We start from the raw sequence: 24,097 nt of genomic DNA on the forward strand, positions 1-24,097 counted from the left end.
AGGGTAGATTGCAATACTTAGTTGCATGAATCGGATGAATCAAGGGAGGGTCGTATGGACCGCATCACCGCCGCACAAGTGTTTGTCGCCATCGCCGAGCGCGGCAGCATGGTCGCCGCCAGCGAGGCACTCGACATGTCGCGTGCCATGGTGACGCGCTACCTGGCCGAGATGGAGCAGTGGGCGGGGGCGCGCCTGCTGCATCGCACCACGCGCCGTTTGAGCCTGACGGATGCGGGCGACGCCACCCTGGCGCGCTGCCGGCAGATGCTGGAGGTGGCGGGCGCCATGGCCGTGGCGGCGCCGGAAGGGGCCGACACGCCGCAGGGATTGTTGCGCATTACGTGCTCGCAATCGCTGGCGCAGACGGCGCTGGCAGGCGCAGTGACCGCTTACCTGCAGCGTTACCCCCGCGCCGCCGTCGACCTGCAGATGGAAAACCGCGCCGTCAACCTGGTGGAGCAGCGCATCGACCTGGCGATCCGCATCACGAACGCGCTCGAACCGAACCTGATCGCGCGCCAGCTGGCCAGCTGCGCCTCGGTGGTGTGCGCCGCACCATCGTACCTGGCGGCGCATGGCACGCCGCGCCGGGTGGAAGACCTGGCCCTGCACAATTGCCTCACTTATACCTATTTTGGCAAGAGCCTGTGGCAGTTCACGCATCAGGGGGAAGTGCTCACTGTGCCCGTCAGCGGGCGCCTGTCGGCGAATGAGTCGCTGGTGCTGCTGGTAGCGACGGCGGCGGGTGCGGGCATCGCCATGCAGCCCCGCTATTCGGCCGCGCCGCTGATCGCCAGCGGGCAGCTGGTGGAACTGCTGCCCGCCTACGTGCCGCAGGACATGGGCATCTACGGCATCTATACGTCGCGCCAGCACATGTCGCCCCTGCTGCGCACCATGCTGGACTTCCTGGTGGAATGGTTTGCCGGCGATCCGCAATGGCTGGCGGCCATCGCCGCACCGCAGTTGTCAGGCAGACCACTTGCGCGCCAGCGTCGCGCCGGGGCCGAGGGCGGAATCGCGTAAGCGCAACAGTACGCTCCTCCCAGCCCGCGAAAATCAACAACACGGCTTACATTTGCTTGCCAAATAAAATTCAACTAGCGGTTGTTGCGTTACAATACCGCGTGCTATTCTAAATGACGGTATGCAGAATGCTGGTGCAATAAAAAAGCCCTTCCCCACAACTTGATGTGCAATCCGCTAACCGGTCAGGCCGTGTCGCGGAAGGTTAGATTAACCCGCTAATTCCTCGCGAAACGCGAAGAAAGGTGAGCAATATATGCAGCAATTAACGACCAACTCCTACCTGTTTGGTGGGAATGCTCCGTACGTGGAAGACCTGTACGAGGCGTATCTGAACAACCCAGGCTCGGTACCCGATAACTGGCGCTCCTACTTCGACGCGATGCAGCACGTGCCTGCCGTCGATGGCACCAACAAGCCTGACGTGGCACATGCCTCCGTCGTCGCCTCGTTCGCCGAGCGCGCAAAAGCAGGCCCGATCCGCACAGTGACCGCTTCCTTCGATGCCGAAATGGGCCGCAAGCGCGTCGCCGCTACCCAGCTGATCGCCGCTTACCGCTACCTGGGCACGCACTGGGCCAACCTGGACCCGCTGCAGCGCCAGGAACGTCCGATGATCCCGGAACTGGAGCCGAGCTTCTACGGCTTCACCGATGCGGACATGGACACCGTGTTCAACATCAGCAACACCTATTTTGGCCCCGAGACCGCCACCCTGCGCGATCTGCTGAACTACCTGCGCGACACCTACACGCGCTCGATCGGCGCCGAATTCATGTACATCTCCGACCCGGCCGAAAAGCGCTGGCTGCAGGAGAAACTGGAATCGATCCGCTCCACCCCGAATTTCACCCCAGAGAAAAAAATCCACATCCTCGACCGCCTGACCGCGGCTGAAGGCCTGGAGCGCTATCTGCACACCCGCTACGTGGGCCAGAAGCGCTTCTCCCTGGAAGGCGGCGAAACCTTCATCGCCTCGATGGATGAGACCATCCAGCGCGCCGGCGAAAAAGGCGTGCAGGAAATCGTCATCGGCATGGCCCACCGCGGCCGCCTGAACGTGCTGGTGAACACCCTGGGCAAGGCGCCACAGGAACTGTTCGAAGAATTCGAAGGCAAGCATGGCGACGACCTGCCGGCCGGCGACGTGAAGTACCATCAAGGCTTCTCGTCGGACATCTCCACCGCGGGCGGCCCGGTCCACCTGTCGCTGGCATTCAACCCGTCGCACCTGGAAATCGTCAACCCCGTGGTCGAAGGTTCCGTCAAGGCCCGCATGGATCGCCGCGGCGACGTGCACGGCGCGCAAGTGCTGCCTATCCTGGTGCACGGCGATGCCGCTTTCGCCGGCCAGGGCGTGGTCATGGAAACGCTGAATCTGGCGCAAACCCGCGGCTACGGCACGGGCGGCACGGTGCACATCGTGATCAACAACCAGATCGGTTTCACCACCTCGGACCCGCGCGACTCGCGCTCGACCCTGTACTGCTCGGACGTCGTCAAGATGATCGAAGCACCGGTCCTGCACATCAACGCCGATGATCCGGAAGCCGTGGTACTGGCGACGCAGATCGCGCTCGACTACCGCATGGAATTCAAGAAGGACATCGTCCTCGACATCATCTGCTACCGCAAGCTGGGCCACAACGAGCAGGATACGCCGGCACTGACGCAGCCGCTGATGTACAAGCGCATCGGCCAGCACCCGGGCACCCGCAAGCTGTACGCGGACAAGCTGGTGGCACAAGGCGTGATCCCTGCCGATGGCGGCGACAAGATGGTAGCCGCCTTCCGTGACGCCATGGACGCCGGCAAGCACACCGTCGATCCGGTCATCTCGAACTTCAAGAACAAGTACGCCGTCGACTGGCTGCCATTCCTGAACAAGAAATGGACCGACTCGGCCGATACAGCCGTGCCGATGACGGAACTGAAACGCCTGGCCGCGCGCATCACCACCGTGCCGGAAGAGTTCAAGGTCCACTCGCTGGTCGAGAAAGTCCTGGGCGACCGCGCCACCATGGGCCGCGGCGAAATGAACCTGGACTGGGGCATGGGCGAACACCTGGCCTACGCTTCGCTGGTATCGTCTGGCTACGCCATCCGCCTGACGGGACAGGATGCGGGCCGCGGCACCTTCGTGCACCGCCACGCCGTGCTGCATGACCAGAACCGCGAGCGCTGGGATGCCGGTACCTACATTCCGCTGCAAAACGTGTCGGACAACCAGGCACCGTTCACCGTCATCGACTCGGTGCTGTCCGAAGAAGCCGTACTGGCCTTCGAATACGGCTACTCGACCGCTGAACCGAACACCCTGACGATCTGGGAAGCCCAGTTCGGCGACTTCGCCAACGGCGCGCAAGTGGTGATCGACCAGTTCATCAGCTCCGGCGAAGTGAAGTGGGGCCGCGCTTCGGGCCTGGTCATGATGCTGCCGCACGGTTACGAAGGCCAGGGTCCTGAGCACTCGTCCGCGCGTCCCGAGCGTTTCCTGCAGCTGTGCGCAGACAACAACATGCAAGTGGTGCAGCCGACGACGGCTTCGCAGATCTTCCATTTGCTGCGCCGCCAGATGGTGCGCCAGTTCCGCAAGCCGCTGGTCATCCTGACGCCGAAGTCGCTGCTGCGCAACAAGGACGCCGGTTCGCCGCTGACCGACCTGGCCAAGGGCGGTTTCCAGACCGTCATCGGCGAAGTCGACGAGAAAATCGATGCCAAGAAAGTCAAGCGCGTCATCGCCTGCTCGGGCAAGGTCTACTACGACCTGGTCAACGCACGCAAGACCCGCGGCCAGACCGACACGGCCATCGTGCGCCTGGAACAGCTGTATCCGTTCCCGCACAAGTCGTTTGCTGCTGAACTGAAGAAGTTCCCGAACCTGGTCGAAGTCGTCTGGGCACAGGACGAGCCGCAAAACCAGGGCGCCTGGTTCCAGATCCAGCACAACATCTTCGAAGGCCTGGAGTCGGGTCAGCGTCTGGCCTACGCCGGCCGTCCTGCCTCGGCGTCGCCTGCTGTCGGTTACTATGACAAGCACTACGCCCAGCAAAAAGACCTGCTGGAAACAGCGTTCTCGAAGCTGAAGGGCTTTATCCTTACCAAGTAAGGATAACGGGCGCCGTGCGGTGTGCATTGCGCCTGATTAACTAGATGATGACGGAGCGCCGCTCCTGCTACGCAGGGGCGGCGCCGCAATAACAAAATAAACGGAGTTTTACATGGCACAAATCGAAGTCAAAGTTCCCCAGTTGTCGGAATCGGTTGCTGAAGCAACCCTGCTGGCGTGGCACAAGAAAGTCGGCGAACCAGTCGCGCGCGACGAAAACATGATCGATATCGAAACCGACAAAGTGGTCCTGGAACTGCCTGCGCCGGCCGCTGGCGTGATCATCCAGATCATCAAGGATAACGGCGCCACCGTCGTTGCCGGCGAAGTCATCGCCATCATCGACACCGACGGCTCGGCCAAGGTCAGCCCGATGGAAGTGTCGGCCGTTGCCGCGCCAGCCCTGGCTGCCGCCGCACAAGACGCTTCGAGCGCCTCGGCGCCTGCCGCTGCCACCAAGGGTGACGTGGCCATGCCTGCCGCCGCCAAGATCCTGTCGGAAAAAGGCCTGTCCGCTGGCGACGTCGCCGGTTCGGGCAAGGATGGCCGCGTGACCAAGGGCGACGCCCTGGCCGCTTCCGCCAAGCCTGCCGTTGCGCCGCTGGCGCCAGCCGCTGCCAAGCCGGCGCTGCAGCAAGTGGCCGCACCTGCCGCCGCCAACCTGGGCGACCGTCCGGAAGAGCGCGTGCCGATGAGCCGCCTGCGCGCACGTATCGCCGAGCGCCTGCTGCAATCGCAATCGACGAACGCCATCCTGACCACGTTCAATGAAGTGAACATGCAGCCGGTCATCGACCTGCGCAACAAGTACAAGGACAAGTTCGAGAAAGAGCACGGCGTCAAGCTGGGCTTCATGTCCTTCTTCGTCAAGGCTGCCGTCGCCGCCCTGAAAAAGTACCCGATCATCAACGCTTCCGTTGACGGCAACGACATCGTCTACCACGGCTACTTCGACATCGGCATTGCCGTCGGTTCGCCACGCGGCCTGGTCGTGCCTATCATCCGCAACGCGGACCAGCTGTCGATCGCCGACATCGAGAAAAAAATCGGTGAATTCGGCGCGAAAGCCAAGGAAGGCAAGCTGACCCTGGACGACCTGACGGGCGGTACGTTCTCGATCTCGAACGGCGGCACCTTCGGCTCCATGCTGTCGACCCCGATCATCAACCCGCCGCAATCGGCCATCCTGGGCGTGCATGCGACCAAGGACCGTGCCGTCGTCGAAAACGGCCAGATCGTGGTACGTCCGATGAATTACCTGGCCATGTCCTACGACCACCGCATCATCGACGGCCGCGAAGCCGTCCTGGGCCTGGTGGCGATGAAAGAAGCGCTGGAAGATCCTGCACGCCTGCTGCTGGACTTGTAAGCACCGTAGTCCCCCGGCGTAGCCGCCGGGGCAATGTAGTTGCACCCCCTGCCAGAAGACGCAGCTGGCTGATCTCAATGAAAGAGGATTCCCATGAACGTCTCTGAAGAAATCAAGCGTCTGCACGAGCTGCACCTGGCGGGCGCCCTGAGCGAGGCGGAATTCGCGCAAGCGAAAGCCAAGCTCTTGAGCAATATCAACCTGGACAAGGCGGACAGCCCCTCCGGCTCCGCGCCTTCGAACGACCTGGTGCAGGAATTCAACCGCCTGCGCCGTTCGCGCAACGACCGCTGGCTTGGCGGCGTCTGCGGCGGCCTGGGACAGGCCTCCGGCATGGAGTCGTGGATCTGGCGCCTGGTGTTCGTCCTGTTTACATTGACCTTCGGCTTCGGCGTGGCGATTTACCTTCTATTGTGGATTTTCGTACCAGACGAAGAGATTGGAATAACAAAACATGAGTACTAAACAATTTGACGTAGTTGTCATCGGTGCGGGCCCTGGCGGCTACATCGCCGCCATCCGCGCAGCGCAGCTGGGCTTTTCCGTCGCTTGCGTCGACGAGTGGTCGAACGCCAAGGGCGGCGCCGCACCTGGCGGAACCTGCACCAACGTGGGCTGCATCCCGTCGAAAGCGCTGCTGCAATCGTCCGAGCATTTCGAACACGCGGGCCACAGCTTTGCCGAGCACGGCATCGACCTCGCCGGCCTGAAGCTGAACCTGGGCCAGATGCTCAAGCGCAAGGACACCGTCGTCAAGCAGAACAACGACGGCATCCTGTACCTGTTCAAGAAGAACAAGATTGCCTTCTTCCACGGCCGTGCCGCTTTCGCTGCCGCCGCCGCTGGCGCGTATGAAATCAGCGTGACGGGCGAAGCCAACGAAACCCTGAGCGCCAAGCACGTGGTCATCGCCACGGGTTCGAACGCACGCGAACTGCCGGGCGCACCATTCGACGAGAAACTGATCCTGTCGAACACGGGCGCACTGGCCATCGACGCCGTTCCAGCCAAGCTGGGCGTCATCGGTGCCGGCGTGATCGGCCTGGAAATGGGCAGCGTCTGGCGCCGCCTGGGTTCCGACGTCACCGTTCTGGAAGGCCTGCCGGTCTTCCTGGGCGCCGTGGACGAGCAGATCGCCAAGGAAGCGTCGAAGTTGTTCACCAAGCAAGGCTTGAAGATCAACCTCGGCTGCAAGATCGGCGCGATCACGCCGGGCAAGAAAGACGTCACCGTGGAATTCGTGGACGCCAAGGGCGAAGCGCAAAAAGCCGTGTTCGATAAGCTGATCATCTCGATCGGCCGCACGCCGAACACGAATGGCCTGGGCGCCGACAAGGTCGGCCTGCAGCTGGACGAACGCGGCTTCATCGCCGTCGACGGCGACTGCAAGACCAACCTGCCGAACGTGTGGGCAGTGGGCGACGTCGTGCGCGGCCCGATGCTGGCGCACAAGGCGGAAGAAGAAGGCGTTGCCGTGGCCGAGCGTATCGCCGGCCAGCACGGTCACACCAACTTCAACACCATCCCTTGGGTCATCTACACCTCGCCGGAAATCGCATGGGTCGGCAAGACCGAGCAAACCCTGAAGGCCGAAGGCATCGCCTACAAGGCCGGCACCTTCCCGTTCATGGCCAACGGCCGTGCGCGCGCGCTGGGCGACACCTCGGGCATGGTGAAATTCCTGGCCGATGCGACCACCGATGAAATACTCGGCGTGCACATTGTCGGCCCGATGGCTTCCGAACTGATTTCCGAAGCCGTCGTGGCGATGGAATTCAAGGCCTCGGCCGAAGACATCGCGCGCATCTGCCACGCTCACCCATCGCTGTCGGAAGCGACCAAGGAAGCGGCACTGGCGGTAGACAAGCGTACGCTGAACTTCTAAGCGCTACAGTACCTCGCAGCGGGCCGGCAAAGCAGTTTCTGCCTTGCCGGCCCGTTTGCGCTATGTCAAGAATCCCTGTTGAATCGAATCCCATGAACGTTGAAGAGTTTTACCAGCACGCGTTGCAGAAGCGCGATTTCAAGGCCGATGCCGCCCAGCGGCGCGCGGTCGACCGCCTGCAGCTGTGCTATGACGAGTGGGTAGCCTACAAGGGCCAGCGTTCGAGCACCTTCAAGCGCCTGATCAACCGTCCCGCCGTGCCGAAGGGCGTGTACATGTGGGGCGGGGTGGGGCGCGGCAAGTCGTTCCTGATGGATAGCTTCTATTCCGTGGTGCCCCTGGTGCGCAAGACGCGCCTGCACTTCCATGAATTCATGCGCGGCGTGCACCAGCAGCTCGATGAATTGAAGGGCGTGGCCGACCCGCTCGACGAAGTGGCCAAGCGCATCGCCAAGAAATACCGCTTGATCTGTTTCGATGAATTCCACGTCTCCGACATCGCCGACGCGATGATCCTGTACAACCTGCTGTCGGCCCTGTTCGACAACGGCGTGTCCTTCATCATGACCTCGAATTACGACCCCGACCTGCTGTACCCGGACGGCCTGCACCGCGACCGCATGCTGCCGACCATCGCGCTGCTGAAGGAAAAGCTCGACGTGATGAACGTCGACGCGGGCGTGGACTACCGCGGCCGCGCGCTGGAGCAGGTGGAAAGCTACTACACGCCGCTGGGCGCGGCCACCGACAAGGCCCTGCGCGACGCCTACGCGCGCATCGCCGAGACGGCCGACGAAGATGCGCGCATCCGCATCGAAAGCCGCGAAATCCACTGCCTGCGCCGCGCCGGCGGCATCATCTGGTTCGATTTCGCCACCCTGTGCGGCGGCCCCCGCTCGCAAAATGATTACCTGGAAATCGCCAGCCGCTTCCATACAGTGATATTGTCCGGGATACCGGCCATGTCGGCGGCGCAGTCGTCCGAGGCGCGCCGCTTCACGTGGCTGATCGACGTGTTTTATGACCAGAAGGTCAAGCTGATCATGTCGGCCGAAGTGCCGCCCGAGCAGCTGTACACGAACGGCATGCTGGCCAACGAGTTTCACCGTACCGTTTCGCGTATCATCGAGATGCAATCGCGCGAATACATGGAAAAAGAACAGCGCGGCGCGGCCGACGCGATCGTTTGAGGCAGGAAGAATGAAGATAATGGCAAAAACACTATGGAAGCTGGCGGCGGGCGCGGGCCTGGCCCTGGCCCTGGCCGCCTGTGCGCACCAGGGCAGCGTCGCACTCGATGAAGTGGGCGCGCCGCAAGTGCCTGCCACGCTCTCCGTCGAGGAAGCGGACGCCAAGCTGAAGCAGGCGGCCAGCGAACGCGAGGCGGCCGAAAACGAGTATGCCGCGCGCGAGCAGGAGTGCTACAGCAAGTTTTTCGTGAATAACTGCCTCGACAAGGCCAAGGAAAAGCGCCGCCTGACCCTGGTGCGCCTGCGCGCCATCGAAGCGGAAGCGAATCATTTCAAGCGTGCCGAATCCGTGCGCCTGCGCGATCTGGATCTGGCCAGGACGCAGGAAACGGCCCGCCTGGACGCGGAACAGCGCGCCGCCGCCGCACCCAAGCCCGTGAAGGTGGTGGCGCCGGAACCGGAAGCGCCCAAGCCGCAAGGCAAGAGCGTGGCCGAGCGCGAGGCCGAGTATGCGGCGAAAATGAAAAAACAGGCCGCCGACGACGCGGCCGAGGCGCCGCGCCGGGCGGCCCGCGCAGCGGCCTTTGCGCGCAAGCAGGCCGAGGCCGTGGAGCGCCAGAAGCGCGTGGCGAAGCGCCTGGCCGAGCGCCAGGCCGACGCGGATGCCAAGGCGGCCAAGGCCGCGGCGGCCGCGGCCAGCGCGCCAGCCCCGGCCGTACCACCCGCAAATTGAGCCGCGCCGCGCGGGCAGGCCGGAAATGGCGTGCCCTATCGCGCGCGGCAGGTTAAACTATGCACTCGCCGGTGATCCCGGCGCAGATGGTTGCCTGCGCATGCTGCGCGCGCCTGTTGAACAACACTGCCTGGAATGCAACACATGAGCGATGCACAGCATATAGAGCGGCGCCTGATTGAACTCAACGTGGAACACCGTGACCTCGACGCCGTCATCGAGTTGCTGATACTCGATGGCCACCATGACGAACTGCAATTGCGCCGCCTGAAAAAGCGCAAACTGCAGCTGAAGGATCATATTACCTTGCTGAAAATGCAACTCGTGCCCGACGTTCCTGCCTGAAGGACGCCAGTAGCGTCCAGCCCTGCCTTCACTTTAAGTATATTTTGACCGATCACAATTTATTGCCCGCAAGCCAAGATGGCCAGCCTGCCGATGTGCCAGCCGAACCCCAGGCTGCGCCTGGCAAGCACGATGCCGACATCGAACGCCTGTTTGGCGCCGGCGGCCCCCTCGGTCCCGCCGTGGGCAGCTACAAGCCGCGCCGTTCGCAAACGGAAATGGCGAAAGCCATCGCCAGCGCCATCGACAGCCAGACCACGCTGATCGCCGAGGCGGGCACGGGCACGGGCAAGACCTTTGCCTACCTGGTGCCGGCCCTGATGTGGGGCGGCAAGACCATCGTCTCCACCGGCACGAAGAACTTGCAGGATCAATTGTTCCTGCGCGATATCCCTACCGTGCGCGCCGCGCTGCAGGCGCCCGTTTCCGTGGCCCTGCTCAAGGGCCGCTCGAACTACGTCTGCCATTACCACCTGGAACGCACCTTGCAGAACGGGCGCATGACGTCGCGCGACGACGTGGGCCACCTGCGCGAGATTTCGCGCTTCATCAAGATGACCAGCTCCGGCGACAAGGCGGAACTGGCCAAGGTGCCGGAAAACGCCATGATCTGGAACCTGGTGACGTCCACGCGCGACACCTGCATGGGCGCCGAATGCCAGTATTACCAGGATTGTTTTGTGATGAAGGCCCGCAAGGAAGCCCAGCAGGCCGACGTGGTGGTGGTCAACCATCATCTGTTCTTTGCCGACGTGGCCCTGAAGGACACGGGCGTGGCGGAATTGCTGCCCTCGGCCAACACCATCATCTTCGATGAGGCGCACCAGCTGCCCGACACGGCCACCTTGTTCTTCGGTAACACGGTGTCGACCTCGCAAATCCTGGAATTGTGCCGCGACGTGCTGGCCGAGGGCCTGGCGCACGCGCGCGGCATCGACTGGGCCAAGACCGTGACGGTGGTGGAAAAGGCGGCGCGCGACCTGCGCTTGACGTTTCCTCAGGATATCGTGCGCCTGTCCCTGCCGCAGATCGCCCCGTCGAGCGACTTCTTCCCCGCGCTCGACACCCTCAAGGATGAGCTCGATGGCATGGTGGCCGTGCTGGAAACCCAGGCGGAACGGGCGGAAACGCTGGAACAGTGCCGCGTGCGCGGCGTCGAACTGGCGCAGCAGCTGAGCGGCTGGAAGTTCGACCCGAAGGCGAAAGTGGCGGCCGGCGAAGAGGCCGTGTTCTGGGTGGAAGCGTTTTCCAGCTCCCTGCAATTGCATAAAACGCCATTGTCGATCGCGCCCATCTTCAACAACCAGCGCGAAGGCACGCCGCGCAGCTGGATCTTCACGTCCGCGACGCTGGCCGTGAAGAACGATTTCAAGCATTTTTCGGAACAGATGGGCTTGACGGGCGAACCGTCGCATACGTGGCCGAGCCCGTTCGACTATGGCCAGCAGGGCTTGCTGTTCGTGCCGCAGAACCTGCCCCAGCCCAATTCGCTGGGCTACACGGATGCCGTCATCGACTGTGCCTTGCCCATCATCGAGGCGGCGGGCGGGCGCACCTTCTTCCTGTGCACCACCTTGCGCGCCGTCAAGCGGGCGGCCGAGCGCCTGGCCGACGAATTTAAAAAGCGGGGGCTGGACTTCCCCCTGTTCGTGCAGGGCGACCGTGGCCGCACGGAATTGCTGGACCAGTTTCGCGCCGCCGGCAATGGCGTGCTGATCGGCAGCCAGAGCTTCTGGGAAGGCGTCGACGTGCGCGGCGACGCCTTGTCGCTGGTCATCATCGACAAGCTGCCGTTCGCGCCGCCCGACGATCCCGTGCTGGCGGCGCGCATCGAAGTGATGGAAAAGCAGGGCAAGAACGGTTTCATGCACCACTCGCTGCCGGAAGCCATCATCAACCTGAAGCAGGGCGCGGGCCGCCTGATCCGCGACGAGGGCGACCGCGGCGTGCTGATGATCTGCGATCCCCGCCTCATTTCCAAGCCGTATGGCAAGCGCATCTGGCAAAGCCTGCCGCCGTTCAAGCGCACGCGCGACACCGCCGAAGTGGTGGAATTCTTCCGCAACCTGCCCGCCCGGGCGCAATAAGCTTCCCGCCCGGCGCTGGCATGCCGGGCATTTCCCCTTTGCAATCAATGGCCTGGCGCGCGGGCGCCGTGCGCTGCCTGCGCGCCGGCCATGCCAGCCTGCGGCACGATTGCGCCATATTCTGGCGTGAGCGGGAATGTCCTGGACGCCAGACACATCTTTGCGCCAGCGCAAACAGGCCGTTGCCCAGCGGTTTACAGTGACCTCATGCCTTGTGGGAGCAAGGCGCGGCGGTGGCAGGCCGCACGGGGAACAGGGGGATGCCATGGATATCCGCTACGGCTGTTTCTTGAGCTATGCACACGGCCAATATGCGTTCATGAACAAGTTCAAGAATGACCTCATCGAGGCCCTGGCCTGCTATCTGGAGCCGCACCTGGACCGCGAGGAAGTCCTGTTCATCGACAGCGAGCAGCTGGGCGGCGGCGACGACATCGACCTGCGCGTGGCGCGCGCCATGTGCCAGAGCGTGTGCATGATCGTGCTGTACACGCCGAAATACGAAGCGCACGGCTACACGCGGCGGGAATTTGCTGCCATGCAACTGATCGAGCAGGAGCGCCGCGCCTGGTATGAATTGCCCAGCCATCTGATCATTCCCATCATCATGACGCGCCATCCCGATGGTTTGCCGCAGCAAATCACGGAGTGGGGCCTGTACGTCGACTTTTCCGGCTACACCCTGGCCAGCGGCGACCTGAAATCGAATCCGCAATACCTGCCCGACATCGACCGCATCGTGCAGCGCATCGCCACGCATTACCACCTGCTCAAGCGGTCCACGCCGCCGGGCCACGATTGCAGCCGTTTCGTGCTGCCCGAGATTCCGCCGGAATGGCGCGCCGTTCCGCCTCCTCACTTTCCACGTTAATCACGTTAAAGGTACCGTTATGGAAAGCCAACGCCTCTCCCTGCCGCCTTTGAGCGCCCCTGGTGAAGTCGTCACCTTCTATTCCTACAAGGGCGGCACGGGCCGCACCATGGCGCTGTCGAATATCGCCGTGCTGCTGGCGCGGCGCGAAAACGCCAGCGTGCCGGTGCTGATGCTGGACTGGGACATGGAGGCGCCCGGCCTGCACCATTATTTCGAGCAGCACGAGGAACGCCCTGGCGTGCTGGAATTCTTCGAGGCTTGCCGCCAGCAGCTCGAGCGCATCGGCCTGGAGACGGCCGGCCAGCGCGGCGCGGGCGAGGGCGCGGACCACACTTCCCTGGCGCAGCGCGTGCTCGACGCCATCGACTGGCAGCAGTACGTGGTGCGCGTCGACCAGGGCAGTCCCCTGTACCTGATGCGCGCGGGGCGCTTCGACGCCAGCTACAGCGAGCGCCTGGCGCAGATGCGCTGGGATCACCTGTTCGACACCTGCCCGGCCCTGTTCCGCTGCTTTGCCGATACCCTGGCCCAGCACTTCCGCTACGTGCTGGTCGATTCGCGCACGGGGCGCACGGACAGCGCCGGCATCTGCACCACCCTGTTGCCGAAAAAGCTGGTGGTGGTCTTCACGCCGAACCGGCAAAGCCTGGAAGGCGTCGACGCGCTCGTCACGCGGGCCATTGAGTACCGCCGCAGCCACGAAGACGAACAGCGCCCGCTGCTCGTGTATCCCTTGCCCTCGCGCATAGAAATGGGCGACGGGGCGCAGCGCGCCGAGTGGCGCCGCGGCGACGCGCACAAGGGCATCGCCGGCTTCCAGCCCATGTTCGAGCGCCTGCTGCGTGCCTCCTACGGCTTGCCGCAGATCGCCCTCGACAGCTATTTCGACGAAGTGCAGCTGCAGCAGACGAAAACCTTTGCCTATGGCGAGCAGTTGGCCGTGCGCATCGACCAGGGCGGCGACCGCTTTTCCCTCACGCGCACCTTCGAAGCCTTCCTGCACTGGCTGACGGGTGGCTATTTTCCCTGGCAGTCGAGCCGCGAAATCGCCTTGCTGGCCGCCATCGGCGAGGCGCGCCAGGCGCTGCAGCTGGAACCGGGCCGCGCCGTGGCCCTGCCGCTGGCGCGCGACCTGGCCCGCTTGGGCGAGCTGTACCGCAAGGATGGCCGCAGCACGCAGGCCCTCGATGCCTTCCGGCAAAGCGTCGAGATCCGCGTGCGCCTGTTGGGCGAGGAACACCCCGACAGCCTGGCCGGCAAGAGCGGCATGGCGCGCCTGCTGCGCCAGTTGGGCAAGCTCGACGAAGCCCGCTTCCTGGAGGAAGACGTGGCCGACGTGCGCGAACGGCTGCAGGGCGCCGACCATCCCGATACCCTGGCCGCGCGGGCGTGCCTGGCGCAGACCCTGGCGCAGCAGGGCGAACTGGCGGCCGCGCTGCTGTTGCAGGACTACGTGCTGGACAGTTATGCGCGCCTGCTGGGCGAGGAGCACCCGATGACCCTGGGGGCGATGGACAGCCGCGCCGCCACTTTGCTGCGCATGGGGCGCCTGGCCCAGGCGCAGGAGGTGCTGGCCAGGGTGGTGGCGGCGCGCGCCCGCCTGTTCGGCGCCGAGCATGGCGACACCTTGCGCAGCAAGCTGGCCCTGGCGCAGGCGCTGGGGCGCGATGGCGACCTGGAAGGCGCGCGGCGCCTGCTCGATGCCGTGCTGCAGGCCCAGGGGCGGCGCCTGGGCGTCGACCATGCGGCCACCCTGGCCACGCGCGACTTGCTGGCCGACATCATGGCCGGCCAGGGCGACTGGGCCGGCGCGCGCCAGCTGCATGAAGACCAGGTGGCGGCGCGCGAGCGCACGCAGGGACTCGACCATCCGGAAACCCTGATGAGCCAGCGCAAGCTGGCCGAGGCGCTGCTGCGGCGCGGCGAGCTCGATGCAGCGCGCAGCGTGCAGGAGCAGGTGCTGGAAGTGCATGCGCGCCTGCTGGGCGAGGACCACCTCGATACCCTGCACAGCAAGAAACAACTGGCCGGCACCTTGCTGCAGCAGGGCGACAGCGCAGCGGCGCGCCTGCTGGAAGACGACGTGCTCAGCGGCAGCGACCGCCTCCTGAGTGCGCCCGTCACGGGGCATGCCGAAAGCGTGCTCGACGGCGCGCGCCATCTGCAGGAAACCATACTCGCGGGCCGCGCCAACGGCCACGACGGGGCGGAGCCGGATACCCTGGCCAGCATGATCGGCATGTTGCAAGGCATGATCGAGCGCGAGCAGTATGCGCAGGCGGGCGAACTGGCCGAGCATTTGAAATCGTGCCTGCTGCGCCCGGGCGTGCCGGGCAGGCTGCGCAAGCGGGGTATGGCCCAGCTCAAAAGAATGTACAAATTGCAAGGCGACCTCGATGCCTTGCTGGCCTTGCAGGAAGACGAGGTGCAGGCGCTGGAGGGGGCGCTGTCGGAGGCGCGCATCGAGCAGCGCTGAGGCGGCGCGCCATGCCGGCCCGCCGGCAGAAAAAATGCTGCCGAAGGGCGTGCCATACGCGCAGTGTTGGCAATGCTTCAGGTAAAATCGCGTTATGAGAATTCTTATCAGTAACGACGACGGCTACCTTGCGCCTGGCCTTGCCGCACTGGCCGACGCGTTGGCGCCCATCGCCGAAATCGTGGTGGTGGCGCCCGACAGCAACCGCTCGGGCGCTTCCAATTCCCTCTCCCTGGACCGGCCCCTGTCCGTGCACAAGGCCGCCAACGGCTTTTATTTTGTCAACGGCACGCCCACCGACTGCGTGCACGTGGCGCTGACGGGCATGCTCATCGAGCGTCCCGACCTGGTAGTGTCCGGCATCAACAACGGCCCCAATATGGGCGACGACACCCTGTATTCGGGCACCGTGGCCGCCGCCACGGAAGGCTATCTGTTCGGCATTCCCGCCATCGCCTTTTCCCAGTCCGAATTCGGCTGGGTCAACCTGGATGCGGCCGCCCGCGTGGCGCGCGAGATCGTCGAGCGCCGCTACGATGCCTTGCAAAAACCGTATCTGCTGAACGTGAACATCCCGGCGATTCCCTACGAGCAAATGCAAGGCGTGGCGGCCACGCGCCTGGGCAAGCGCCATTCGGCCGAGCCGGTGATCCGCGCGCTCGATCCCCGTGGCCGGGAAATCTTCTGGATCGGCCCCGCCGGGGCCGCCAAGGAAGGTGGCCCCGGCACGGATTTTCATGCGATCGCACAAGGACAGGTCTCGATTACCCCGCTACAGATCGACCTGACGCATACCACCCAACTTGCTGCACTGGCAAAAGGCCTGGCATGACCGACAAGCCGCGTACCTTCCCCCTCACCCTCGATTCGCTGGCCGGCAAGCCCGCCAGGCAGGGCGGGGGACAGTCGCTGGCCCAGTCCAGGATCGCCACGCCGCAGACGGCCACGCAGAATGCGGCGCAAAACGCGGCCCGCGGCGGGGCGCCGCACCATGGCTCCCCGCCGCCCATCGCGCCGTCGCGCGCGCAGGCCATCGCCAATGAGCGGGCGCAGCCGGCGGTAGCGGCGGCGCCACGGCAAAACCCGCTCGTGTCGGACGCCGTGCGGCGCGCCATGGTGGCCCGCATCGCCAGGCAGGGCGTGAAGGACCAGGTGGTGCTCGACGCCATGCAGGCCGTGCCGCGCCACATGTTCATGGACGAGGCACTGGCCTCGCAGGCGTATATCGACGCTTCGCTGCCCATCGGCCACCACCAGACCATTTCCCAGCCGTACATCGTCGCGCGCATGATCGAGGTGATGCGCAATGGCGGGGCGCTGCAGCGCGTGCTGGAAATCGGCACCGGCTGCGGCTACCAGGCCACGGTGCTGTCGCTGGTGGCGAAAGAGGTGTATTCGATCGAGCGCATCCGGCCCCTGCACGAGCTGGCGAAGGCCAATCTGCGGCCGCTGCGCGTGTCGAATCTGCGCTTGCAGTACGGAGATGGTATGCTTGGCCTGCCGCAGGCGGCGCCCTTTGACGGGATCATCCTTGCCGCAGCCGGCCTGGAGGTCCCGCAAGCCCTGCTGGAACAGCTGACGCCAGGCGGGCGTCTGGTCGCGCCAGTCGGTGCTAAATTGCAACACTTACAACTCATTACCCGGGTGGGGAAAACGGAATGGACCAGCCAAACCCTGGAAGATTGCCATTTCGTGCCTTTGCGCCCGGGCACCATATGATCCCCGGATCAGCTAGCAAGCAGGACATACAATTACATGCGAATGATTAAGAAAAGTAACATACTGATATGCAGCGTCACGCTGGCCGCCCTGTTGAGCGGTTGCGGCACCACGGGCGTGCAGGCGCCGGTGGTGGAACGCCAGCCATTGAGTAGCAGCGCCGCCGCCAGCGACCCGCGCGACCGCGATCCCGCCTTCTATACGGTCAAGCGCGGCGACACGCTGTTGCGCATCGCCCTGGAACACGGCCAGAATTACCGCGACCTGGTGGCGTGGAATGACTTGAGCAATCCGAATGATATCAAGGTCGACCAGGTGTTGCGCGTGCTGCCGCCGAACGGCGACGCGGGCGGCGCGCAAACGTCGGCCATCGTCATGCCGCCCGTGACGGAAGTCAAGCCGGCCGCGCCCGTCGTGCCGAAGAAGACGGGACCGCGCGGCGAGAAGCGCGCGTATTCCGATGCCACCCTGGCCGAGCTGCGCGCCGATGGCAGCGGCGACGCCAAGCCTGCCCCGGCGCCTGCCCCGGCAGCGGCCGTCGCCGCCGCACCGGCCGCCGCCGCGGCAGCCCCTGCGGCATCGGCGCCTGGCGATGACAAGATCAGCTGGATGTGGCCGTCCGAGGGCAAGGTCATCGGCACTTTCGACGAAGGCAAGAACAAGGGCGTCGACATCGCCGGCAAGGCGGGCCAGCAGGTCGTGGCCGCCGGCGCAGGAAAAGTCATGTATGCCGGGAGCGGAATCCGTGGTTATGGTAATCTTGTTATCGTGAAGCACAGTAACAGCTTGCTGTCGGCGTATGCGCATAACCGCAGCATCCTGGTGAAGGAAGGGCAGAACGTCAACAAAGGCCAGGCCATCGCCGAGATGGGCGATTCCGATGCCGACCGCGTGAAGCTGCACTTTGAAATCCGCCAGCAAGGCAAGCCTGTCGATCCTTCGAAATTCCTGCCTAACCGTTAGGTAAAGCAATGACACACGCGCCGCACGACCCGCTGGACGATGACCCGGAACCGCCGGAAGAGGGGGCGGACGATGTCGTGACGGACGATGCGGGCGAACTCGACGGTATTGATGCCGTCGAGGCGGGCGAAGGCGGCGAAGTGGCCAGCGTCAGCGTGCTGGTCGAAAGTGTCGATGAACTGAAGAAAGTGCTGGCGGCCGAGCTGTCGACCGATACCACGCAGCATTACCTGAACCAGATCGGCACGCGGCCCCTGCTGACGGCGGCGCAGGAAGTGCATTACGCCACCCTGGCCAAGCAGGGCAACTTCGAAGCCCGGCAAACCATGATCGAGCACAACCTGCGCCTCGTCGTGTCGATCGCCAAGCATTACATCAACCGCGGCGTGGTGCTGCTCGACATGATCGAGGAAGGCAACATTGGCCTCATGCGGGCCATCGACAAGTTCGAGCCCGAGCGCGGTTTCCGTTTCTCCACCTATGCGACGTGGTGGATACGCCAGAGCATCGAGCGCGCCATCATGAACCAGGCGCGCACGGTGCGCCTGCCCGTGCACATGGTGCGCGAGCTGAACCAGATCCTGCGCGGCAAATATCACCTGGAAGCCCAGCACCACGACGGCAAGGATGCCACCGCGGAAGACATCGCCCACCTGGTGGGGCGTCCCGTGGAAGAGGTGCAGGATATCCTGGCCCTGTCCGAGCACGCCACCTCGCTCGACGCGCCGCTCGACAACGACCCGCAGTCGTCCCTGATGGACATGCTGCCGGGCGCCAGCGAAGACAGCCCCGACGCGCGCGCGGAACACCATGAAATGACAGTGCTCGTGCGCGACTGGCTGACCAAGCTGCCCGACAAGCAGCGCGTGGTCATCATGCGCCGTTTCGGCCTCGATAACGATGACCCGGCCACCCTGGAAACCCTGGCCGAGGAAATGGGCGTCACGCGCGAGCGCGTGCGCCAGATCCAGCAGGAAGCCTTGATCAAGCTCAAACGGGCTATGGCGGCACGCGGCGTCGTGCGCGACTCGTTATTGTAGGACGCCCGGTCCCGGCATTTCCGGGGCCGCATCTGCTATCATACGCCCCGCTCGCGGCGCCTGATCTTTCCCCCATTGTTTGCAAGTTCCAGCGCGGCCCTGCGTCCTGGCCCACTCTTACCTATTGATCGCTATGCAAGAAAATATCATCGAAATCAAATCGCTCGACATGGACGCCCGTGGCGTTGGCCATATTGAGAACGAAGACGGCTCGCCGGGCAAGGTCGTGTTTGTCGAAGGCGCATTGCCGGGCGAGCGCGTCAGCTTCGTGACGTTCAAGAAAAAGAAGAACTGGGAAATGGCCCGCATGACGGCGTTGCACCGCGAATCGTCCATGCGCGTCACGCCCAAGTGCAAGCATTTCGACAACTGCGGCGGCTGTTCCATGCAGCACCTGGAACCGTCGGCGCAGGTGGCGATCAAGCAGCGCGTGCTGGAAGACAACTTGTGGCATATCGGCAAGGTGCGTCCGCAAAGCATCATGCGCCCCATGTATGGCCCGACGTGGGGCTACCGCTACCGCGCGCGCCTGTCCGTGCGCCACGTCAAGAAGAAGGACGCCGTGCTGGTGGGCTTCCATGAAAAGAAATCGGCCTTCGTTGCCGATATGGACAGCTGTGAAATCTTGCCGCCGCACATCTCCGCCATGCTGCTGCCGCTGCGCGCGCTGATCGCGTCGCTGTCCATCTTCGACCAGATGCCGCAGATCGAGCTGGCTGTCGGCGAAGACGTCACGGCCATGGTCTTGCGCATCATGGCGCCCCTGACGGCCGACGACGAAACGAAGCTGAAAGCGTTTGCCGACGCATACGGCGTGCAATGGTGGCTGCAGGTGAAGGGTCCGGAAACGGCCGTGCCGTTTTACCCGCTGGACAAGCAGCTGCACTACCTGTTGCCGGAATTTGGCGTCAAGATGCCGTTCAAGCCCGTCGATTTCACGCAAGTGAACCACCACATCAACCGCGTGCTGGTATCGAAAGCCCTGCGTTTGCTGGAAGTGCAGCCGACGGACCGCGTGGCCGACCTGTTCTGCGGCCTGGGCAATTTCACCTTGCCGCTGGCCACGCAGGGCAGCGAAGTGGTGGGCATCGAAGGCAGCACCACCCTGACGGAGCGGGCGCTGGAAAACGCCCTGGCCAATGGCCTGGCGGAAAAAACCTCGTTCTCGACGCGCAACCTGTTTGAAGTGACGACGGATGACCTGATCGCGCTGGGCAAGTTCGACCGCATGCTGATTGACCCGCCCCGCGATGGCGCCATGGCCCTGTGCCAGGCCCTGGTCGGCCTGGCGCAAGCGCGTCCGGACATGCTGCCCAAACGCATCGTCTACGTGTCGTGCAGTCCCTCGACCCTGGCGCGCGACGCCGGCATCCTCGCGCTGGAAGCGGGTTATGTGCTGAGCAAGGCGGGCGTGGTGAATATGTTCCCGCATACGTCCCATGTGGAATCGATGGCGGTATTTGACCTGGCCTGATGGCGCACCTGAAAAAACGCCCGTGGCTGCGTTGCCTTGCCTGGCCGTACCATGCGTACTGCCTTCGGCAAGGCGCCTTGCCCTGAACGTTTTTCAGGCGCGTCGCGCGCGAGTTGACGCATAAGACACCGTGGGTGGCCAGGCAGGCACCCGCCGTTGTCCAGTGCAGCAAGGCAACAAGCCACCGCAATACCACTTACACTGTTGTATAAAATTGGTCTGTTTTTTTCGGATCGAGCGCTTTTCCTCCTCTTCCCCCTGCAGTTTTTTCGTTCTCCAGTAGGACAACACGCCGTACGCATAAGCTGCTGTGCTTTTTGCGCGAAGTGGTATTGCTTGCTCTGATGCCACTTCAAAACCACTTGACCGCCTATTTTTTCAGCAGCATGCTGTTCTTGCAACTGCAAAAAAACGATAACACAGGGTAGCTTTTATTGAAGCAGAGTGGTCTTTCCGCAAACCTGAACAGGAGACAGCGTGGAAAATTTAATACTCAGAAAAACGATCAGGAATATGATGGTATGCCTGGCCAGCGGCGGTGTGCTGGCGGCATGCGGCGGCGGTGGCGATGCCAGCGCGCCGGCCAGTTCGCAATTGCTCGCTGTCAGCACGGTGGCTTGCATCCCGTGGCAAGAGGGCGGCACATATAACGCGGGCACGGTGGTCACCTACCTGGGCGCCAATTACACGGCCCTGGTGACGCAGACGGATCACGTGGGGTCGGGCTGGAATCCCGTTTCCACACCGAGCCTGTGGAGCGCGGGCGGCGCCTGCGACGGCGGCACCACACCTACGCCAACGCCGACCCCCACCCCGACGCCCACCCCGACACCGACACCGACACCGAATCCCACGCCTACGCCGACTCCGGCACCGACACCCACCGGCAGCACCTGCGCGCTGGCCTGGGCTTCGGGCACGGCTTACAGCGCGGGTGCCGTCGTCAGCTTTGCCGGCACCAATTACCGCGCCAATTACTGGACCCTGGGCGACAATCCGTCGACCAACAACGGCGCCGCCGGCACGGGCAAGCCATGGACCAGCCAGGAACTGTGCAGCATAACGCCGACCCCGACCCCGACGCCGACGCCGACGCCAACGCCAACGCCAACGCCAACGCCAACGCCAACGCCGACCCCAACGCCGACCCCAACGCCGACCCCAACGGGCCGCGAAGTCGGCTCCTACTTCGCGCAGTGGGGCGTGTATGGCCGCGACTATGAAGTGGCGAACGTGCACACGAGCGGCGTGGCCGACAAGCTGACCTTCATCAACTACGCCTTCGGCAACATCTATCCGAAAAACGGCGGCTACGAATGCGGCATGATCACCAAGGCCGAGCCGGGCGCGACGAATCCGAATGCGCCCGACGCGGGCACGGGCGGCGATGCCGAGGCCGACTACATCCGCACGCCGAAGCGCACCGTCGATGGCCAGGCCATTCCGTGGGATGCTCCCCTGTCGGGCAACTTCCTGCAGTTGAAGAAGCTCAAGGCGGCGCACCCGAACCTGAAACTGTTCATCTCGCTGGGCGGCTGGAGCTGGTCGAAGAACTTCTCGGTGGGATCTGCCACCGATGCGCTGCGCAAGCAGATGGTCAGTTCCTGCATCGACCTGTACATCAAGGGCAACCTGCCGCTCTCGCAAGGGCGCGGTGGTCCGGGTTCGGCGGCCAACATCTTTGACGGCATCGACATCGACTGGGAATACCCGGTCGGCGGCGGCCAGCCGTACAACACGGTCAGCCCGAACGACAAGCGCAACTTCACCTTGCTGATGGCGGAATTCCGCAGCCAGCTCGATGCGCTGGGCGCCGCCAACGGCAAGCGCTACCTGCTGACGGCCGCCGTCGGTGCGGGCAAGGACAAGATCGACAACACGGAACCGGCCCTGTACTCGCAGTACATGGACTGGATCAACCTGATGACCTACGATTTCCACGGCGGTTGGGAAAACAGCACCAACTTCAACGCCCAGCTGTTTGCCGACCCTGCCGATCCGTCGACGGGCATGGCGCGCGAATACGTGGGCGACAAGGCGGTGCAGTACATGATCGCCGCCGGCGTGCCGCGCGACAAGCTGTTGCTGGGCATTCCGTTCTATGGCCGCGGCTGGACAGGCGTGGCGCCGGGACCGAATGGCGATGGCCTGTACCAGACGGCCACGGGCATGGCGCCGGGTGCGTACGAAGCGGGCATCGAGGACTACAAAGTCCTGGTATCGAAGGCCGGCACGCGCTACTACCATCCCGTCACCAAGCAGCTGTACCTGTACACGGGGGCGGGCGGCCAGTGGTGGAGCTATGACGATCCGACCGTCATCGGCACCAAGGTGAAGTACGTCAAGGACCAGGGCTTGCGCGGCGCGTTCTCGTGGGAACTCGACGGTGACGCGAATGGCGTGCTGGCAACGGAAGTGTGGAAAGTGCGGTAATGTTGATGTAGCGTAAGATGCGGCCGGGCAGCCCTGCTGTCCGGCCGTCTATTCACACACAATACAGGAGACGGGCGATGGCGGCGGTATCGACATTGGGAGCCAGCCAGCAGAAGCTGGAACAGCAGGAACTGAGCCGCGAATGGCGCAGCTGGATCGCGGAAAACCTCATGCTGGGCAGCCACCCATCGGCGCTGATGCCGGTGCTGCAGCAGGCCGGCATCGCGGCGCCCCTGGCGCGCCGCGAAGTGGAGCTGGCCCTGCAAAGTCCCTACCTGGCCGGCGCCGTGCGCCTGTCGAACCGGCTGGCCAAGCGCGACTGGGTGATCGACATCCAGCGCAGGCTGAACCAGCTGCGCGCGCCCGAGATTCCCCGCCGCGAGAAGCTGTCCGCGCAGGCATTCCTGGATGAATACTATTCCCTCAACCAGCCCGTCATCATCACCGGCATGATGGACGACTGGCCCGCCATGGCCAAGTGGAGTCCCGCCTACTTCCGCGACCATTTCGCGCAGCGCGCAGTGGAAGTGCAGTTCGGCCGCGAAGCGGACGCCCAGTACGAGATGAACAGCGTGGCGCACAAGCGCAAGATGGCCTTTGGCGACTACGCCAGCCTGGTCGAGGGCAGCGGCGCGACCAACGATTTCTATATGACAGCGAACAACAATTCGCAGAACCGGCAAGCCTTGCGCGAGCTGTGGGACGATATCGGCCAGCTGCCCGAATACCTGAAGCAGGAGGGCGCTCCCACGGGCTTCCTGTGGTTCGGCCCGGCCGGCACGGTGACGCCCTTCCACCACGACCTGACGAACAACTTCATGGCGCAAGTGGCGGGGCGCAAGCGCCTGCGCATCATGGCCGCCTGTGAAGTGGCGCGCGTGTACAACCAGCGCCACTGCTTCACGCCCGTCGACGGGCGCGCCATCGACGTGCAGCGCTACCCGCTGATGGCCGACGTGCAGGTGCGCGAATGCGTGCTGGCGCCCGGTGAAATCCTGTTTTTACCCGTCGGCTGCTGGCATTTCGTCGAAGCGCTCGACGTTTCCATGACGGTGGCGTTCACCAACTTCAAATGGGATAACGACTTTTACACAAAGTATCCATCGAATCACGACTTTTGATCGTGGCGCGCATTGCCGCGAACACGCAGGGAACAGCCGCCGAACAGGCGGCTTTTTTCATGCTACGGAGCGCTTCCTGTATAAGATATTTCCATAGAATAATTGATTGAAATCATTTTGCAGCAATTATTTTGATATGAATAGCCATGATGTTTCATTATCCAGATGCGGATGAGGGGTAGATAATTTTATGGCTGATGCGCCGCCGGGCACCTGATGTTGCTGTGCCGGCGCGCACCGGCACCGACAA

At 63.8% G+C, this 24,097-nt stretch carries 18 protein-coding genes; all 18 read left to right on the plus strand.

All coding sequences use genetic code 11. The annotated features are described in order from the left end of the window. Positions 1-54 precede the first annotated feature (54 nt). The 18 genes from AC07VL_RS23190 to AC07VL_RS23275 all read left to right on the plus strand — a co-directional run bounded on the left by AC07VL_RS23190 (position 55) and on the right by AC07VL_RS23275 (position 23,847). Positions 55-1,029 (plus strand): LysR family transcriptional regulator, encoded by a 975-nt coding sequence (locus AC07VL_RS23190; RefSeq protein ID WP_494807940.1) that lies wholly within the window; start codon positions 55-57, stop codon positions 1,027-1,029. A 256-nt stretch (positions 1,030-1,285) separates the two neighbouring features. Continuing rightward, positions 1,286-4,138, plus strand: coding sequence for a 2-oxoglutarate dehydrogenase E1 component (locus AC07VL_RS23195; RefSeq protein WP_494807941.1), 2,853 nt, complete (start codon positions 1,286-1,288; stop codon positions 4,136-4,138). Between the two features lie 112 nt (positions 4,139-4,250). After that, positions 4,251-5,507 carry a 2-oxoglutarate dehydrogenase complex dihydrolipoyllysine-residue succinyltransferase gene (gene odhB / locus AC07VL_RS23200; RefSeq protein WP_494807942.1) on the plus strand — a complete coding sequence of 419 codons (1,257 nt, stop codon included), beginning with the start codon at positions 4,251-4,253 and terminating at the stop codon, positions 5,505-5,507. Between the two features lie 93 nt (positions 5,508-5,600). Beyond that, on the plus strand, positions 5,601-5,972 hold the full coding sequence (locus AC07VL_RS23205; protein WP_290600750.1) for a PspC domain-containing protein: 372 nt from the start codon (positions 5,601-5,603) through the stop codon (positions 5,970-5,972). Then, the gene (gene lpdA / locus AC07VL_RS23210; RefSeq protein WP_494807943.1) at positions 5,962-7,392 is read left to right on the plus strand and encodes a dihydrolipoyl dehydrogenase; all 1,431 of its coding nucleotides are present in this window, start codon (positions 5,962-5,964) and stop codon (positions 7,390-7,392) included. Before AC07VL_RS23205 ends, lpdA begins: the two co-directional genes overlap by 11 nt. 92 nt (positions 7,393-7,484) lie before the next feature. Next, positions 7,485-8,582 (plus strand): cell division protein ZapE, encoded by a 1,098-nt coding sequence (zapE, locus tag AC07VL_RS23215; RefSeq protein WP_494807944.1) that lies wholly within the window; start codon positions 7,485-7,487, stop codon positions 8,580-8,582. Positions 8,583-8,601: 19 nt separating this feature from the next. Then, complete coding sequence (locus tag AC07VL_RS23220) at positions 8,602-9,315, plus strand: hypothetical protein (protein WP_494807945.1); 714 nt, start codon at positions 8,602-8,604, stop codon at positions 9,313-9,315. Between the two features lie 144 nt (positions 9,316-9,459). Beyond that, positions 9,460-9,660: a YdcH family protein gene (locus AC07VL_RS23225; RefSeq protein WP_010399897.1), complete on the plus strand. Its 201-nt coding sequence runs from the start codon at positions 9,460-9,462 to the stop codon at positions 9,658-9,660. Between the two features lie 95 nt (positions 9,661-9,755). Then, the gene (yoaA, locus tag AC07VL_RS23230; protein ID WP_494807946.1) at positions 9,756-11,747 is read left to right on the plus strand and encodes a DNA repair helicase YoaA; all 1,992 of its coding nucleotides are present in this window, start codon (positions 9,756-9,758) and stop codon (positions 11,745-11,747) included. 265 nt (positions 11,748-12,012) lie between these two features. Further along, complete coding sequence (locus AC07VL_RS23235) at positions 12,013-12,618, plus strand: toll/interleukin-1 receptor domain-containing protein (protein WP_494807947.1); 606 nt, start codon at positions 12,013-12,015, stop codon at positions 12,616-12,618. Between the two features lie 19 nt (positions 12,619-12,637). After that, complete coding sequence (locus AC07VL_RS23240) at positions 12,638-15,097, plus strand: tetratricopeptide repeat protein (protein WP_494807948.1); 2,460 nt, start codon at positions 12,638-12,640, stop codon at positions 15,095-15,097. Between the two features lie 94 nt (positions 15,098-15,191). Then, entirely contained in the window at positions 15,192-15,929 is a 738-nt protein-coding gene (gene surE, locus AC07VL_RS23245; protein WP_494807949.1) for a 5'/3'-nucleotidase SurE, read from the plus strand. Next, positions 15,926-16,816, plus strand: coding sequence for a protein-L-isoaspartate(D-aspartate) O-methyltransferase (locus tag AC07VL_RS23250; protein ID WP_494807950.1), 891 nt, complete (start codon positions 15,926-15,928; stop codon positions 16,814-16,816). Before surE ends, AC07VL_RS23250 begins: the two co-directional genes overlap by 4 nt. Before the next feature lie 42 nt (positions 16,817-16,858). Next, positions 16,859-17,779 carry a peptidoglycan DD-metalloendopeptidase family protein gene (locus tag AC07VL_RS23255; RefSeq protein WP_494807951.1) on the plus strand — a complete coding sequence of 307 codons (921 nt, stop codon included), beginning with the start codon at positions 16,859-16,861 and terminating at the stop codon, positions 17,777-17,779. An 8-nt stretch (positions 17,780-17,787) separates the two neighbouring features. Further along, positions 17,788-18,819 carry an RNA polymerase sigma factor RpoS gene (rpoS, locus tag AC07VL_RS23260; protein WP_290600736.1) on the plus strand — a complete coding sequence of 344 codons (1,032 nt, stop codon included), beginning with the start codon at positions 17,788-17,790 and terminating at the stop codon, positions 18,817-18,819. 133 nt (positions 18,820-18,952) lie between these two features. Then, entirely contained in the window at positions 18,953-20,293 is a 1,341-nt protein-coding gene (gene rlmD, locus AC07VL_RS23265; protein ID WP_494807952.1) for a 23S rRNA (uracil(1939)-C(5))-methyltransferase RlmD, read from the plus strand. 513 nt (positions 20,294-20,806) lie between these two features. Continuing rightward, on the plus strand, positions 20,807-22,726 hold the full coding sequence (locus tag AC07VL_RS23270; RefSeq protein ID WP_494807953.1) for a glycosyl hydrolase family 18 protein: 1,920 nt from the start codon (positions 20,807-20,809) through the stop codon (positions 22,724-22,726). A gap of 77 nt (positions 22,727-22,803) precedes the next feature. Then, positions 22,804-23,847 carry a cupin-like domain-containing protein gene (locus AC07VL_RS23275; protein ID WP_494807954.1) on the plus strand — a complete coding sequence of 348 codons (1,044 nt, stop codon included), beginning with the start codon at positions 22,804-22,806 and terminating at the stop codon, positions 23,845-23,847. Positions 23,848-24,097 lie beyond the last annotated feature (250 nt).

It is taken from the genome of Janthinobacterium sp. GW821-FHT03C08, from assembly GCF_059420905.1.

Coding starts and splice junctions, on each gene's coding strand:
- AC07VL_RS23190 (WP_494807940.1), top strand. CDS start 55: ATGGACCGCATCACCGCCGCACAAGTGTTTGTCGCCATCGCCGAGCGC.
- AC07VL_RS23195 (WP_494807941.1), top strand. CDS start 1,286: ATGCAGCAATTAACGACCAACTCCTACCTGTTTGGTGGGAATGCTCCG.
- odhB (WP_494807942.1), top strand. CDS start 4,251: ATGGCACAAATCGAAGTCAAAGTTCCCCAGTTGTCGGAATCGGTTGCT.
- AC07VL_RS23205 (WP_290600750.1), top strand. CDS start 5,601: ATGAACGTCTCTGAAGAAATCAAGCGTCTGCACGAGCTGCACCTGGCG.
- lpdA (WP_494807943.1), top strand. CDS start 5,962: ATGAGTACTAAACAATTTGACGTAGTTGTCATCGGTGCGGGCCCTGGC.
- zapE (WP_494807944.1), top strand. CDS start 7,485: ATGAACGTTGAAGAGTTTTACCAGCACGCGTTGCAGAAGCGCGATTTC.
- AC07VL_RS23220 (WP_494807945.1), top strand. CDS start 8,602: ATGGCAAAAACACTATGGAAGCTGGCGGCGGGCGCGGGCCTGGCCCTG.
- AC07VL_RS23225 (WP_010399897.1), top strand. CDS start 9,460: ATGAGCGATGCACAGCATATAGAGCGGCGCCTGATTGAACTCAACGTG.
- AC07VL_RS23235 (WP_494807947.1), top strand. CDS start 12,013: ATGGATATCCGCTACGGCTGTTTCTTGAGCTATGCACACGGCCAATAT.
- AC07VL_RS23240 (WP_494807948.1), top strand. CDS start 12,638: ATGGAAAGCCAACGCCTCTCCCTGCCGCCTTTGAGCGCCCCTGGTGAA.
- surE (WP_494807949.1), top strand. CDS start 15,192: ATGAGAATTCTTATCAGTAACGACGACGGCTACCTTGCGCCTGGCCTT.
- AC07VL_RS23250 (WP_494807950.1), top strand. CDS start 15,926: ATGACCGACAAGCCGCGTACCTTCCCCCTCACCCTCGATTCGCTGGCC.
- AC07VL_RS23255 (WP_494807951.1), top strand. CDS start 16,859: ATGATTAAGAAAAGTAACATACTGATATGCAGCGTCACGCTGGCCGCC.
- rpoS (WP_290600736.1), top strand. CDS start 17,788: ATGACACACGCGCCGCACGACCCGCTGGACGATGACCCGGAACCGCCG.
- rlmD (WP_494807952.1), top strand. CDS start 18,953: ATGCAAGAAAATATCATCGAAATCAAATCGCTCGACATGGACGCCCGT.
- AC07VL_RS23270 (WP_494807953.1), top strand. CDS start 20,807: ATGATGGTATGCCTGGCCAGCGGCGGTGTGCTGGCGGCATGCGGCGGC.
- AC07VL_RS23275 (WP_494807954.1), top strand. CDS start 22,804: ATGGCGGCGGTATCGACATTGGGAGCCAGCCAGCAGAAGCTGGAACAG.